The 15,254-nt window shown below is 35.8% G+C and carries 15 protein-coding genes and 1 tRNA gene; 4 read left to right on the top strand and 12 right to left on the bottom strand.

Annotation, left to right across the window (positions count from 1 at the left end):
• Positions 1-89: 89 nt before the first annotated feature.
• Entirely contained in the window at positions 90-1,115 is a 1,026-nt protein-coding gene (locus SB679_RS22680) for an alpha/beta hydrolase (RefSeq protein ID WP_410704565.1), read from the bottom strand.
• A gap of 480 nt (positions 1,116-1,595) precedes the next feature.
• Between SB679_RS22680 and SB679_RS22675 the strand changes: the two genes are divergently transcribed.
• Positions 1,596-1,669 (top strand) — tRNA-Arg (locus SB679_RS22675).
• On the opposite strand, the gene SB679_RS22670 is transcribed toward SB679_RS22675, so the two are convergent.
• The gene (locus SB679_RS22670) at positions 1,623-3,197 is read right to left on the bottom strand and encodes a recombinase family protein (RefSeq protein WP_410704569.1); all 1,575 of its coding nucleotides are present in this window, start codon (positions 3,195-3,197) and stop codon (positions 1,623-1,625) included. The genes SB679_RS22675 and SB679_RS22670 overlap by 47 nt on opposite strands.
• 51 nt (positions 3,198-3,248) lie before the next feature.
• The gene (locus tag SB679_RS22665) at positions 3,249-3,470 is read right to left on the bottom strand and encodes a hypothetical protein (RefSeq protein ID WP_410704564.1); all 222 of its coding nucleotides are present in this window, start codon (positions 3,468-3,470) and stop codon (positions 3,249-3,251) included.
• A 561-nt stretch (positions 3,471-4,031) separates the two neighbouring features.
• On the opposite strand from SB679_RS22665, the gene SB679_RS22660 reads away from it, so the two are divergent.
• On the top strand, positions 4,032-4,475 hold the full coding sequence (locus tag SB679_RS22660) for a JAB domain-containing protein (protein ID WP_410704563.1): 444 nt from the start codon (positions 4,032-4,034) through the stop codon (positions 4,473-4,475).
• 229 nt (positions 4,476-4,704) lie between these two features.
• Here SB679_RS22660 and traN read toward each other — a convergent pair whose 3' ends face one another.
• The 9 genes from traN to SB679_RS22615 are packed head-to-tail and all read right to left on the bottom strand — an operon-like array spanning position 4,705 to position 12,655.
• Positions 4,705-5,604, bottom strand: coding sequence for a conjugative transposon protein TraN (gene traN, locus SB679_RS22655; RefSeq protein WP_410704562.1), 900 nt, complete (start codon positions 5,602-5,604; stop codon positions 4,705-4,707).
• Positions 5,605-5,622: 18 nt separating this feature from the next.
• Positions 5,623-6,942, bottom strand: coding sequence for a conjugative transposon protein TraM (traM, locus tag SB679_RS22650; RefSeq protein WP_410704561.1), 1,320 nt, complete (start codon positions 6,940-6,942; stop codon positions 5,623-5,625).
• A gap of 1 nt (position 6,943) precedes the next feature.
• Complete coding sequence (locus SB679_RS22645; RefSeq protein WP_410704560.1) at positions 6,944-7,204, bottom strand: hypothetical protein; 261 nt, start codon at positions 7,202-7,204, stop codon at positions 6,944-6,946.
• A 10-nt stretch (positions 7,205-7,214) separates the two neighbouring features.
• Complete coding sequence (gene traK / locus SB679_RS22640; RefSeq protein WP_410704559.1) at positions 7,215-7,838, bottom strand: conjugative transposon protein TraK; 624 nt, start codon at positions 7,836-7,838, stop codon at positions 7,215-7,217.
• 16 nt (positions 7,839-7,854) lie between these two features.
• Positions 7,855-8,847 (bottom strand): conjugative transposon protein TraJ, encoded by a 993-nt coding sequence (gene traJ / locus SB679_RS22635; protein ID WP_410704558.1) that lies wholly within the window; start codon positions 8,845-8,847, stop codon positions 7,855-7,857.
• 1 nt (position 8,848) lies between these two features.
• Entirely contained in the window at positions 8,849-9,454 is a 606-nt protein-coding gene (locus SB679_RS22630) for a DUF4141 domain-containing protein (protein ID WP_410704568.1), read from the bottom strand.
• A gap of 48 nt (positions 9,455-9,502) precedes the next feature.
• Positions 9,503-12,010 (bottom strand): TraG family conjugative transposon ATPase, encoded by a 2,508-nt coding sequence (locus SB679_RS22625; protein ID WP_410704557.1) that lies wholly within the window; start codon positions 12,008-12,010, stop codon positions 9,503-9,505.
• On the bottom strand, positions 12,007-12,339 hold the full coding sequence (locus SB679_RS22620) for a DUF4133 domain-containing protein (RefSeq protein ID WP_410704556.1): 333 nt from the start codon (positions 12,337-12,339) through the stop codon (positions 12,007-12,009). The genes SB679_RS22625 and SB679_RS22620 overlap by 4 nt, the downstream gene beginning before the upstream one ends.
• A gap of 10 nt (positions 12,340-12,349) precedes the next feature.
• The gene (locus SB679_RS22615; protein ID WP_410704555.1) at positions 12,350-12,655 is read right to left on the bottom strand and encodes a DUF4134 domain-containing protein; all 306 of its coding nucleotides are present in this window, start codon (positions 12,653-12,655) and stop codon (positions 12,350-12,352) included.
• Between the two features lie 335 nt (positions 12,656-12,990).
• On the opposite strand from SB679_RS22615, the gene SB679_RS22610 reads away from it, so the two are divergent.
• Both SB679_RS22610 and SB679_RS22605 read left to right on the top strand, forming a co-directional pair.
• Positions 12,991-14,466 carry a tetratricopeptide repeat protein gene (locus tag SB679_RS22610; protein WP_410704554.1) on the top strand — a complete coding sequence of 492 codons (1,476 nt, stop codon included), beginning with the start codon at positions 12,991-12,993 and terminating at the stop codon, positions 14,464-14,466.
• Positions 14,467-14,641: 175 nt separating this feature from the next.
• Positions 14,642-15,217: a helix-turn-helix transcriptional regulator gene (locus SB679_RS22605; protein ID WP_410704553.1), complete on the top strand. Its 576-nt coding sequence runs from the start codon at positions 14,642-14,644 to the stop codon at positions 15,215-15,217.
• Positions 15,218-15,254 lie beyond the last annotated feature (37 nt).

The raw sequence follows: 15,254 nt of genomic DNA, 5'->3' as shown, positions 1-15,254 counted from the left end.
AAAGCAAAAACAAATTTGCTCTGGTTTAATTATTTATTTTTGTCCTTTAATCTGTATCGGAGTTTCAGGACTAGTCACAATGTCATGCTTTATTTTTTGTCTGTGACGGTTGGCAGGACATCATTTAATAAAGTAACCAACATTTTTCCGGGCTCTTCCCAAGGGATCAGATGGGCAGAATTCTCAAACCAGATTCCTTTTTTGGCTGGGGCTTTTACATTTTGGAGCCAGATATCCGTAGGTTCAGATGGCGTTGTGTAATCATGGCGTCCCATGAACATGAAGACGGGGATCGGAAAGCTTTTAACGCCTTTGAAATCTACGTTTAAAAATTCAGGTAAAAGTCTTTTCAACGTAAAAAGACTTCCTGCGCCAAGAGCATCAAGATCCTTTTCCGAATAGTCTGAGAACAGCAGAGGAGCCTGAAAATAATACCTTGAATTATTCCTGAATGCAGTAAGTCCTCCATAATATTGTGGCCATTTTCTGGCAATGATAATTCTTGCTCTTGTTATGGGTTGATTTCCGGGATAGGGCGCGATAGATTTCAATTCTTTGATAGCTGTATCATTTTTTAAACTTATGGCTTCTTTTAGAGCGTATTCAACGCTTAGCCGTTCATTATCTCTTGTATTGATGATCTGTCCGATGCCTATGTATGAATAGAATAGATCAGGTCTTTTCAAAGCTGCGTTCATGGAAACAATAGTTCCCCAGCTGTGCCCCATCAGTATGACTTTTTTCTTCTTATATTTTTTCTCAATATACTCTGCCAGTTGAATAACATCTTTTACATACTGATCAATATGTATGGTTTCTCCTATATTAATGGTATCATTAATAGCATAGGTTTTTCCCGCCGCTCTCTGATCGTAATTAACTACCGTAAAATATTCCTCAATGGGCCTTTGAAACATCCACATCACCGGAGATATAGGGGAAGCCGGTCCTCCGTGTACAAACAGGATAATGGGGTTTTCCTTATTCTGGCCCCTTATATAGACCTGCTGTTTTATATTTCCTATAGTAACAGAATAGCTCGCCTGAATACCATTAGGCGAAACAATAGAATCTAAGTCTCTAATGAATTTCTTTAGCTTTTGAATACTCATCATTTAAAACCTTATTTTGGGCGAAAAATGCGACTGTCCAAAAAAATAAAAGGGCTGATAATATTTTATTTCTCATAATTTTTGATTTAGAAAAATTCGTATTGTGTTTACTTTATGAGTCTAAAATTTATTTTGAATGTTACAGTGTTATTTTAAGTGATTATATATCAGTAGTTTGTAATTTGTTTCTTTTGTTTGGAAAAAATATGTTCAATACATCGGGATTGTTATTGATTTGAAAGGCAAATCAAAAAATCAATGATTTTTAGAATTAACCTTTTTCATACGGGATAAATTGTAAAAAAATCAGTATTTTCGCAGTCGGAAATGATCTTCGGAACTCAAACTATCAAACGTACAAAGGATATAAAGTCTTAGGCGTACAGGTTGTAGGAGGAATGAAAAATGAAAAATTACTTTCTAATAAATGTATTGAGTGATCAATAATATATACATAATTGATTATTAATTACTTATATAATGGGCTGCGTAGTTCAACTGGATAGAATATCAGATTTCGGCTCTGAGGGTTGGGGGTTCGAATCCCTTCGCGGTCACACAGACGGACAAAGCATTTTTTTGGATGCTTTGTTCGTCTTTTTTATCACGTAACTTCCTGTTTATGTATAAGATATGATCGAGTGCGGAATTTAGTTTGGGTGTTCGAAATGCATTTTCTTCAAATTCAAGTTTTTCAGCTAAAATCGAACACAGAATTGAGCGTTTTGTCTCTGTATCTCCCTTGGCATATAGCTTTGAAAGGTTTGGGATAACATGTAAAGCATTGTCTATTTTTTGTTTTATGTCTAAATTTTTTCGTGTTAACTTTCGATCATGTAATGCAATTTCGAGGTTGTCAAGTCTCATTTTAGTATCGGATTTTACAAGTTGATAATCTTCATAATCAAGCATGTCATTAAGATACTTTTCACGGGCACTGTCTAATTTTTTATTTAGGACTTGAATTTGTTTTGAAAGATCTTTCTTTTTGTCATCTACATTTTTCTGAATATGTTTAAAATTGTATAAGATGATTTCTTTCAGAAGCTGCTTTGCTCCATCATTAAATTCCATGTTTTTCAATTGTTCTTCAAAGGCTAAATTGACGATTTTCGAATTGTGCCGATATCCGCATTTGGAATTACAATGGTAATAGTAGTAGATTCTTAGCTTTCCTTTTGATCCGCTACCGGAAATATGTTCACCACATCTAGGACATTTTAAAAAGCCTCGTAGAGGCAATTGCTCTAATGATTGTATTTTTCCTTGGGGGCGTTCTTCCCTGGTTTTTCCGTTAAGCACTTGTTGAACTTTAATGAATAGGAACTCAGAGATCAAACTTTCGTGTTTTCCTTCAACAATACATTCCTCTTCTTCTTTGTAAGCTTTTATAAATACTTTACCACAATAGACAGGGTTTCTAATAGAATTATAGAATGAACTTCGACTAATATCAGCCCCTTCCATAGAATTCATTTTCTTTCTTATCTGTTCAATAGCATATTTACCCTTAGAAAGTTCATTGAAAGCCCACCGCATATTTGATGCTTCAGGCTCTTTTATGGCGATATATTTCCTTCCATCTTCAGTACATTTATTAATATACCCATAAGATGCTGTTCCCATAACTCTACCTTCTTTCTGCGCTCTTCTCATTCCGAAAAATGTATTTAATGCTCTTCTGTCATTTTCAACTTCCGGAGCAGCAAGATAAATTGCAAGCATCATTTTATTCTCAGGAATGCTTGTGTCTAAAGGTTGTTCAATGGCCTGTGGAGATATATTATGATTCTCTAAAAGCTTTATCATTTGATAGGCATCACCGGCATTTCTGCTGAATCTATCCCATTTCGTAAATAGGACAAAATCAGATTTTGTGCTTCTTTTTTTTATATAACTAATATATTTGGCCCATTCTGGTCTGTTAAAATTTTTTGCTGAGTGGTCTTCAAATATCGTTTGACCGACCGTTAAATCATTTTGCTTGCAATATCTCTCAAGTCTTTCCAACTGATCTCGTTGGGAGTAACCTTTATCAGCTTGTTCGTCAGTAGAAACCCGAATATATAAATCTGCTGTCTTCATGATGCTTCTTGTTTAGATTTAAGGTGTTAGTATCCAGTGCAATATATGGAATTATTTTAAAATAAATTCCTTTATAGTAAGCTCTGCAATTTTGTGAATTAATTCCGAAATTTCTTTTATTTCTTCATCAGATAATGAAAATCCTGCGTCTGAAAGTATTTTTTTTGATTTTTCAAACGGTAGTTTTTGGACATGAGTTATAGAGTATATCGATTTAGACATCCTTGGTTTAAAATTATCTTTTTTAAATCTCCTTCTATGATCCTTTTTCATAAAGCTGACTTATTTACGGAATGTCTTTAACACTAGTCATTTTATTATTCAAACTTAAATTATGATTTATAACTGATGATAAACAGTTAATTACTTAGTAAGGGAGATAATGTCCTTTATTGACACTCTCATTTTTAAAGGGATTATACAAATCAATCGGAGTATACTTTGAGGTATTCAATTTTCTTCAGTATGTCTTATATGAATGAATAGAAATTTTGCATTCATTTTACTTCAATAATAATTTGAAAATGAAATATTTTCCATAATAAACCGGTAAAAAGGCAGCTAAGGTATAGCGGTCAGCTATCTTCTATTTCCACCCAAAAGACTACGGCATAAACGGTTTCCTCCCTAAAGGTGCCCTCCAATTATTCCGTTTCCTTTTGGCTTTCCGCATTGTCCGCTTAGATTATCTGCTTTCTTTTTTTCGGTTTTTCTTTTGAAAAACATCTACAGAGTCTTATGGAGGCTTTAATAAAGGAAGGAGAAAAGGTGGAAAATAGAGACATTAATTAAGTGCGGGAAATATCAGTCTCTGCCGTACTCAGAGCAAAAAAGATGAGATTTAATATAGTTAATGAAATTAAATTAAGTTATTCCAGACAAGGAAACTGTGAAAGATTAATAACAGACTCAAAAGATGCTGTTGATGTATTTAGGGAACATTTTGACAGTGATGAAATTGACTATAGAGAATCATTTTATACACTCTATCTAAGCCAGGCGAATAAAGTTTTAGGAATAAAGAAAATTTCTGAATCCGGAATTTCCTCAACTATTGTAGATGTTAGGATTATTATGCAGGCTGCTCTTTTATGTAATGCATCATGCATTATTATTGCGCATAATCATCCTTCAGGAAAGTTAAAACCTTCAACGGATGATGTAAAAATGACTCAGAAAATAAAAGAAGCTTCTAAATTTCTCAACATACAGTTGCTTGATCATTGCATTCTAACCTCTACCGAATATCTGTCATTTGCAGATGAAGGGATGTTATAGGTTTTTTTAAGAACATATAATACAAAGAGAACGGCAATTAAAAAATTGCCGTTCTCTCTATTTAATTTTTTTTGGCGAAAAGACCAGTCCCTCTCTTTGATCGGAAGTGTCTTTTCGCTGCTAATTAGAATAGTATGGACTTTAATAATCAAACAGTAGATTTTGCTTTGCTAATCATGTCTTATAGTGAATTATTGATGTAGGTGTAAGCATCAGCATGTACCGTATTTCACTTCATGTTTAAATGGATATTCTGAATAATCTTAGCATTAATAAGATCTGTATTTTTAATCCTAATTTTCTGATGACGACCACCATTTCTTTCAAATATTTCAATTTCCAATACCTGACCATCCAGCAAGGTAAATTGGTCCATAAGATAAATAGCCTTTGCTTCACTCTGATGACTGACAGCATGAATTGGTTCATATGTACGGAGTGGTGTTAAAACTTTATCTTGAACTACTGTGCGTTTCAGTCTCTTTTTATCAGCTATTTTGAAATTGATAAAGTCAACATTATAATTGATATTACTTCTGTTCTTTAACTGAATGATAAAATAAAACTTTCCGTCATCTACATACAGAGAATTTAACAGAAACTGAATCCCAAAACTTTTTGTGCTGATATGTTTAATAGTACGCTTAGTATTTTTATACAGTGTTCTCATCATATCTTCGATAATCGATGATGGGCCTCCTGCGAGTTCTTCAAACAGTACGTCAGTAGAATATCTATTTTCAGTAGTCCTTTGTAGCTTCAAAAGGTCATAGTTGAGGGTCTGGGGATAGGAACTGTATAACACATCAAAGGTGTAGAATCTGCCGTCCTGAGTAATCACAGAAAAATTGGTTTCTTCATCAAAATCTCTTACTGAAGATTTTATCCTAAGGACATTTCCAATTTCATCCGCTTTGCTGGCAATTAGATAATTACTTCCTAAATCTACATAGCGGATAAGAGAAGGAAATAATAGATGTGTCGTTTTATTGTATGTAATTTCCATTTTGTAAGGTTCTAATCTCGCTTGATTGAGGGAATTAAGACCTGTTGTTTCCTGAGCACTTATTTTATATGCTGAAAAAATAATAAGGGCTGATAACAGCCATTTATTTAGTATACATTTCATTGTTTTTTTTATTATTGATTAATTATTCTTTGAAACTAGAAAGACCTGATGTCCTGCTTTTATGGTAACTTTTGGTAATCTGATTTTTTTCTGAAAATAGCCCGATATACCCTGAACGACTCCACGGGTAAGATCAGCGGCGACCTGTTGTCCTGCAGATTGGGTCATCATAATATTTGTTCCCGAATTCTGGCCCATATTACCTACGATATCAGTCATGGCACTCTGTTCAGGAGAGTAGGGAATATACAGTCCCAACTGTCCGTCATTATCATGAACGTTGATTTCAACAGGCTGGATAAACCCATTATATTCTATAGCTGATATTTTCAGCTGTAATCTTCCACCCTGAAATTTACTCATAGCTTTTAGCAGTGTTCCCGGTGGAATTTTAACTTTCCCAATGATTATAGGTTCCAGCAGTCTTAAAGATAACGTGCTTTCAGCAGTCATCAATTTTGTTTCATGAATTACGGCGCGGATACTATTCCTATTTTCAAAATTGATCGAATGTTCACTCTGAATGCCTGTAAATCTGTTCTGATGAAGTCTTTCTAAAAATAAACTATCAGAAGGTTCATGATATAAACTGGAAACAATACTGCCTCTAACTTGCTTTACTGATGTAATATCTCCTTTGTGATGATATGGGACTTCTTCGGAGGTTTCTTTCACTCGAGCTTTTTCTTGCTGTGTAGGTATCGGAAGATATTTTGCCGCCATCTGATACGATTTTTCCATCAGTTCAAGCTGGTCGTTGATTCCGACACTCTTGGGTAGCAATTCTTTTTGAGATGCTTCATTTTTAAGCCTGCTAATCTCCCGCCTCAGATTATCAACTTCCTGTTGATCCCGACCATAAAAGGAACTAAGTGCCTGCTGTGTGTTTTGATAGCTGTTTACTGCACTCTGATTGGCTGCACCAATATTTTTAGAAGGGGCATTTGAATTCAAATTGAACGCTTTATCATTCAAATTATTTGACGAACTTGAATCATTCCAATAATCAGATAGGGTAGTTAAGGCTTTCTTTTTTTCTTCATTTTTCTGCTCCAACAACTGTTGTTCATAAGCTTTCTGTTTGTCGGACTGAAGTTGATCAGCAGCTGCCTGCGGAACGGACGCATTAAAACCTGCATTCTTAGCAATGACATGATCTTTATTCGGTTTAAAGATCAGGTATAAACACCCGGCACAAACGATTGTCATTAAAAAAAAGATGACAGGTTTCTTTAATTTTTCCCGTTGTTGCTTTCTGGTATCTTGAAATTCTTCTTTATTGGGAGATCCAGAAGATCCTTCTGTAATTCTTATTTTATTGTTGATTGAATCTTTCATTTTAATGTTTTTGATGTGAATGGATTTCAGGATTTTTCTTACGATCAGTGTCTGAGGGAACACTTTTAATATATGTTCCGGGAATAATCTTTTGAGTATTTACAGGTTTTGACCAGATCTGTAGAAATGCAAAAACATTTAACAGTAGATAGGTAGCAAAAAAGATCTTTGTAAACATTCGTTGTCTATCATAAGGCAGGGCTTTCCACTTTTGCTCTGCCTGATCAATATAACTGTCTATGGCTGTTCTTAACTTTTTCATGATACTCGGTTTAGCGGTCAACAGTTTCAATATCCCTGTTCTCAACAACATTAAATTTTTCTATGGTAAATCCTTGGGGATTGTTGTCTGACCTTACTGAGTTGACCAGTGAGCAGTTGGTAACCAGACTGCGTATGGTCAGATTGCTTGACCGTATAATGAACTGCCTGGCGAAGGTCTTCACCTCATAAGGGTAGTTGCTGAAACTGGCAACCACACTATCCACTTCAATTCTTTGCTGAATATTTCCGGAAATAATTCTGTTATAATATCCTTTTTCCGAAAGGTCTTTATAGTAGTCAAAGGCAGACTGATCAGCCATATTAAAAGCTCTTTTGACATTGCTTTCAATCGCATTTTTATCAGGAGCAAGGGTGAAAAGCAGTTCGTGAAAACGTCTGACATGTTCCCTTGCTTCTACAGGACGGTTGATCGACATATCCTGGGATAACGCTACCATGAGAGATTTTCCATTATCCAAAACATAGATCTTTTTTCTTTGCTCTTCGGCGAAGCTATAGGATTGATAAACAACCAGTCCTACAACACCAAAGCATAACAGGGCAAAAACAAAAGTGAATAACCTGATCTGCTTAAAACTGTTTTCAATATTTCTTAAGGTTTTAAATTCCATTAGGGTTTGATTTTAATTATTTCAGTAGTTTCCCGGATATATTACCTGTTGCTGATCCTGCCGCCGCTCCGGCAATATTTCCGGATTTCTGAGCGGTCTGATTGACATTGCGTGTAAAGTTTCCTGCTCCTCCAGCCTGAATAACCCAGCCTGTGACCGTTGGAACGGTAAAATATCCGATGATTCCAATAATCATATAAATGATATATACCGTGTTGGAAGTGTCTGGGATGAAATCAGGATCAGAAAGCATTTCAATATCCCTTTCCAGAATAAGAGACTGAATCTTGGCCAGTATCGCACTGAATATATCGGCAACCGGAAGCCATAAATAAACACTGATGTATCTGGTCAGCCACTGGGTGAGTGTCGTTTGAAAACCATCCCATACAGAAATCGCGAATGCTATAGGTCCGAGTATGGATAGTACAATGAGGAAGAATGTTCTTATGGTATCAATAACGAGTGCTGCTGCCTGAAAAAGAATTTCCAAAAACTCACGAAAGCCATCACGTATATCTTTTTTGATCGCAAACATTTCCCGCTCCATATACATTCCCGACATAGTAACCAGGTCTGAAGGCGACCAGCCAAGCTCCTCCAGTTTCTTGTCAAATTCTTCGTCAGAGATCAAATAGGCCATCTCAGGATTTCTGAGCATGGCCTCTCTTTCCAATACATCTTTTTTTTGCTGCAGTTCATTGAGATCGAGAACCTGACCTTCAAGCATGGAGTGACTTCCCTGTACAACAGGACTCAGGACCCCATTGATACTTCCCAGTACAATGGTTGAAAAAAACATAATGCAGATTCCTACGGCAAAAGGCCTTAACATCGGAAACAGGTCAATGGGTTCCGCTCGGCTTAGTGCCTGCCAGACCTTAAGAGAAACATAAAATAATGCTCCTAGTCCCGCAACCCCCTTTGCCACTGCTGCCATATCAGCACATAAAGGCAGCATCTCCTCGTACACCGAACGGAGTACCTCGTGTAAGTTAGCAGATTCCATACTACCAATATTTTTGATTAGAGGTTCCATAAAGGTCCAAAACCCTTTGGGTATTGTTTTGTTTCTTTGCTCTTAAATAGCTGACAGAAATGTTTTTGTTGGTATAGTATCGTACCAGATTATGATAATTTTTAACCTCTTTATACACTTTGTCAATCACATCCATACGTTCTTTATCATTCAATGAAAGTTGGGTAGAGGTGACGATTTGCTTGAGCTCTTTAAGAAGTTCAGTGCTCTCCGTTAATAGGGTAGAATAGCCATTGGCAATGGCTGTAAGTTCCTGCGCATTGAAATTCGGATCATTAAGCATCTTTCCAAAATTCTTCACATACATTTCTGAAACATCACCAACGAGTAATACAGTCTGTTGAACTTTGCGGGCGTCTTTAACCAGATTATTGACTGCTTTCAGCTTATCATAGTATTCTTTACCCTGTTCATAGACTTTTTTAACTTCATTAAAGTTTTTAACCACGTTACTTACCGTATTTGAGGTTTGAACGATTTCATTGGCTGAATTCAATATTCCGGATGCAAGATTGGCGGGATCTGTGACCACAAATTGTGCTTTGATCAATGTTGTTGTAGCAAGAAAAGCTACCATTAGTGTTTTAATGATTAGATTTTTCATTGTCGTAAATTTTTAAATGATTTAATTTTCTTTGTTCGTTTTAATCTTTTTGAGGGATATCCTCTTTATGGCCTGCTCAACATTTCCCTCAAATTCCGAGGCCAGGTTCATCACTTCCATTTTCTCAGTTTCCTCAGTCGTATAGGCTAAATATTCTTCATTGGAAACCTCCGTTGCATACACCGCTGAATGAGTTCCTCCCAGTCCAATCCATACCTCTTTATAAAGTCTCTTTGGATCGTTGTTCATATTGATCGACAGCACCTGAGATTTTTCTTTATCAGTAAGACCTAGCATGGCCTGAATGTCATCGAATTTATTCATGTACTTACGCTGATCCAGAAGGATCTTACAGTCAGAATTATTAATAATGCTTTCCTTGACAATGGGTGACTGGATGATATCATCCACTTCCTGAGTCACTACAATAGCTTCCCCAAAGAATTTTCTCACGGTTTTAAAAAGGTATTTAATGTATTCTGCCATCCCCTCCTTGGCAATCGCTTTCCAGGCTTCTTCAATAAGAATGAGCTTCCTGATTCCTTTCAGTCTCCGCATTTTGTTGATGAAAACCTCCATGATAATGATCGTCACTATGGGGAACAGGATCTTATGATCTTTGATGGCATCTATCTCAAAGACAATAAAACGCTTAGAGAGAAGATCCAACTGCTTATCTGAATTGAGTAAATAGTCATATTCTCCACCCTTGTAATAAGGTTCCAGTACATTGAGGAAATTAGCGATGTCAAAGTCTTTTTCTCTAACCTGTTTTTCGTTGAGTATCTTTCGGTAATCATCTTTCACATATTCATAAAACCCATTGAAAGAAGGGTACATATCACTTACCTTAATTCGTTTTATATAACCGCTGACTGCATTGGATAGAGCTACTTCTTCGGAACGGGAAGGAGGTTCATCATCTCTTTTCCAAAGGGTAAGGATTAATGTTTTAATGCTTTCCCTTTTCTCAATATCAAATACACCGTCATCCGTATAAAAAGGATTGAAAGCAATTGGATGATCTTCAGTGTAGGTGAAGTAAACACCATCTTCGCCTTTAGTCTTTCCTTTGATCAGTTCACATAAACCCTGATAAGAATTTCCGGTATCTACCAGAAGAACATGGGCTCCCTGTTCATAATACTGACGTACCATATGGTTGGTGAAAAAGGACTTTCCGCTTCCTGATGGTCCGAGGATAAATTTGTTACGGTTGGTGATGATTCCCTGTTTCATGGGAAGATCTGAAATATCCAAATGAATGGGTTTGCCGGTAAGCCGGTCTGCCATCTTAATGCCAAATGGGGATGGCGAATTTTGATAGTTGGTTTCCTGGGTGAAAAAGCACAGCGCAGGTTCGATGAAGGTGTAAAAGCTTTCTTCACTTGGAAAATCTCCCGCATTACCAGGAATTCCTGCCCAGTATAAAGTGGCAGCGTCGGTAGTATTATGACGAGGCTTGCATTCCATCAGTGCCAAGGCGCTTCCTGTGTCGTTCTTAAGCTGTTTGAGTTCAGCTGGATCATCAGACCATGACATCACATTGAAATGGGCCCGAATAGACTGCAGTCCGAATGAATGGGCTTCATTGAGATATTTCTCGATCCATTCTTTGTTGATCTGATTAGCTCTGCTGTATCTTGCGAGTGAGTGCATATTGCGGGCAGACTTTTCAAATTTACTGAGGTTTTCATCGCTGTTATCAATAAACAGGTATTGATTGTACATATGATTACAGCTCAATAAAAGACCAACAGGAGAAGCAAACGATAGGAGACAGTCACTTCTGTCTGTACTCAGTTTTTCATATCGACTATGTGAGGACACCGTTCCTGAGAGGTCATCAGTATCGGATAGAGTATGTATACTGATACGGTTGTTCCCAATTCGCATTTCCTCGGCACCAAGATTAAGATCTTGTAATGATGGATTAATTTCTCTGGATAAAGTCAGGTACTGCTCAAGTAAACCAGACTTTGTTTCAGTTCCTGTAATTTCATCTGCGGTCATTTTTTCCAGATGAATATAGCCACTGTCATTGATAATTCTTTCGAACTGATCGACAGCCTCCATAAATCGGGTAACGGTTTCTTTATCTCTTATATCCTTGGGGATAAGAATACCTCTGCAAAGCGATGAAAAATTGCTTTGCATTTTCATTCTTTCCTTGCTGGTTTGGGTAATAAAGAGATAACAGTAATGATTGAGAAAAGCCCTCTCATTAAAGTGCCTTTCAAAAGATTTTGAAAGAAAACTCTGGTCTTCTGCTGACAGATCAGGAGCATAATTTTCTTTGATGAACCAATCCTGCTTGTGAACTATCGTGTAGTCAGGGAGTGTCTTGATTGCTTTGAACCATGCAGAATGTATCGCATCATATTCCGATGAGGCTACTGTAAAGAGTTCCGGTAATCTAACTTTAAAGCAAACCGTAACATCTGCGTCTTTTGAAATAATACAATGATCTTCAACGGCGAGTAAAGGGAATTTACTCTCCAGTGTTGCTGCTTTGGAAGTATTTCTCATACAGCCTGTCTTTTAGGGATTATTTTGATATACCTCAATACATTCTTACGGCTGATGATGTATCGTGGATGCTTTTTCTTAGCACCCAGCTTCATGAGTCCGTGTTCTCCATATTTTCTGTTCATTGAGAAGGTCTGCCAAATCAAAAGACTACTTGCAGATCCTCCTGTAAAGAGGCAGATGTAGTGAGTAACTCCTGTCATATACATGATCATTACCAGTACAAGTAATGCTAATAATCCGCCTGAAAAAATGAACAGGTACTGAGCTTTGAGTCCATTGAACTCAACGGTTCTTCCTATGCCTTTATTGATGTGGTAGGTTTTCATAATAGATAACTTAAAGGAAGAATGAGCGAAGAATTGTTGCCGCTACAATAAGAAATATACAGGCTCCGAACCAGCTTGCTGCAGTCTTTGAGGTATCGGGGTCACCACTGCTGAATTTATTGTAAACCTTGGCGCCTCCAATGAGGCCTACCACAGCGCCAATGGCATAGATGAGTTTTGTGGCAGGATCAAAATAGGAGGTGACCATTTGGGTGGCTTCAGCGATTCCGGCAGTACCGTTTCCCTGTGCTATAACAGTTAAACTAATCAGTATCGTTACTGTTGTCAATACAATTTTTTTTCTTTGTCTTTCCATAATTAAAACATTGTTGTATGTGATAAAAAGGCCACGCTTTGAGAGCCTTGAGACAAAGGTGTTTTAGAACAGACGGCTTTTTAAAGATTTTGCGTTTTGAGGGATTACTTGGCAATCGATGGCAGGCACAATTTATAATTACTGTATAGGAAAGCTGATAAGACATGTGTAGATTAGTCCGAATTTTCAGGCGTTTCTTTATTATTTGTGTGTTTTTGGTAAGCCTTAGCATTCATATATTATTAGGTCGTCGTAATTATTTCTAATTAAAAGAATCATTTATTTCCGCGATTTAATAGAATTATTTTCTAAAATATTCTTAATTTTATCCTTCAATGAAATGTTTCCAATACCTATTTCAATTCTTAATTACTGCTGGGATTTTCTTCTCATCAGCAACTGTCTCTTCCCAAAATCTAACACCTAAAGAATTTGATTCTCTTTTAATCTATAATCATTATTGGGTAATACAAAATAAATCTTTTGATGAAGTCATTACCTGGAATCGAAAGCTAATGAAGCAGGCAGAGAAGCAAAATTATCCAAAAGGAATTGTTTGGGGACATCTTAATATTGCCAACCGATACTATAATTATGGACGTTTCAATGAAAGTCTTAAAGAACTGGATGCTGCAGAAAAAATTGCAGAAAAAAATGTTATAGATAATAATACCAGTGCAACTATTTATGGGTATTATTCTGTAGTTTATAAAATGATGAAATTATATGATTTGGGATTGAAATATAATGACAAGGCGGTATTCTATGGAAAAAAAATTGAGGACTCACCGGAAAGAAGAAGAAATTACCTTTTGAACTATATTTATAATGAACGTGCCTATCTCTTTTATGGCAAAAACAACAATGACTCTGCTGTTGTCTATCTCTATAAATCGAATAAAGAGTTTGAAAATCCCGCTGGCTATGCTTGCATAGCTCTTCATTATTTAGAACATAGGCCTAATCAGGATTCAGCGTATGTCAATTTAGAAAAAGCAATGGTATATGTTAAGCGGAATGATAATTATGCGACAAATCAGGTGAAATCATTAATCTATTGTGGTTACGGGCACTACTATCTGAACCAAGGCAATAAGGAAAAAGCCCGTGAATATTTAGAAAAATCACTTGAGTTTGGATTAAAGAAAAAAAATGTTGACCGTCTTGTAAAAATCTATAAGCTTTTGAATGAAACATACCAAGGACTGGGACAACCGGAAAAGGAAAAACTGTATCTGGAAAAGTATATTTTTTTAAAAGACAGTTTGGAAAATTCGCAAACCAAAGGAATAGAATTGTCTATAAAGAAAATAGAAGAAGAAAAAAATAAGGAAAAGAAAACTCTTAAAAAGACAACATTTTTATATAGTAGTATTGCCGGGTTTTTGAGCTTACTATTATTCACTTATTTATATTATCAGAATAAGAAAAAAAAGAGGCTGATAGTAGAAAATAAGAAAATCATTTCCCAAAAAGAAGACGAAACTTCCGAATTAAAAAGCAGGATTGTAGATGCTCACGAAGAAATAATGCAATTGGCAAAAAATAATGATATTGGATTTTTTGCGAAATTTCAGGAAGTGTATCCGAATGTTTTTAAAAAACTTCTGGAACTCAATCCTGAGCTAACCCAAGCCAATCTTATATTCTGTGCTTTAATCTGGTTGGGTTTTTCTTCTAAAGATATTGCAGAGTTTACTTTTATGCAGCACAGATCTGTACAGATAAAGAAAAGCAGATTGAGAAAAAAGCTCAACCTTGGGCCGGATGTAGATCTTTATCAATTTCTTAAGTCTCTTGTTGAAAATTAACATGCTTCAATGTATTTTTTAACTAGATTTTATAATCCATTACTTTTTATTCTAAATCCATTTTTATTATTGTTTTAGCATGTTTGTTATATTCATGCTGTACTTATGCTGCATTTGTTTTTTTCTTGGTAAAGATTGTCAAGTATAAATTTGTGTACAAAAATAAAACACAAAGATGTACTATTATATTAAATCAAAAGACAGTCTTGAAAATTTACAAACCACAGGATTGGAATTATCTATAAAAAAAATAGATGAAAAGAAAACCAAAGACAGCAAAACACTAAAAACAGCGACACTAATATGTAGTAGTATTGCAGGGTTTTTGAGTGTAGCATTGCTTACTTATTTGTATCATCAGAACAAGAAAAAAAAGAGACAGATATTAGAAAATAAAGCAGTAATTTTCCAGAAAGAGTGCGAAACAAAAGTATTGAAGAAAAGAATCGCAGGTGCTCAGGAAGATTTAATTCAATTAGCTAAAAATAATGATATTAGGTTTTTGGAAAAATTCCAGGAAATTTACCCTAATGTGTCCCAAAAACTTTTAGAACTCAATCCTGAGTTAACCAAAGCCAACCTTGTATTCTGTGCTTTAATCTGGTTGGGGTTTTCTTCGAAAGACATTGCAGAATTTACTTTTATGCAACATAGATCCGTACAAATAAAGAAAAGCAGATTGAGAAAAAAACTCAACCTCAGATCGGATGTAGATCTCTATCATTTTCTTAAATCTCTTGTAGACAATTAGGGTAATTAAACCTGTTTTTTAATTATATTCCACAATT

This window comes from Chryseobacterium sp. SIMBA_029, from assembly GCF_046535275.1.
Lineage (GTDB): Bacteria > Bacteroidota > Bacteroidia > Flavobacteriales > Weeksellaceae > Chryseobacterium.
This window is presented reverse-complemented; position numbering and strand designations above follow the sequence as displayed.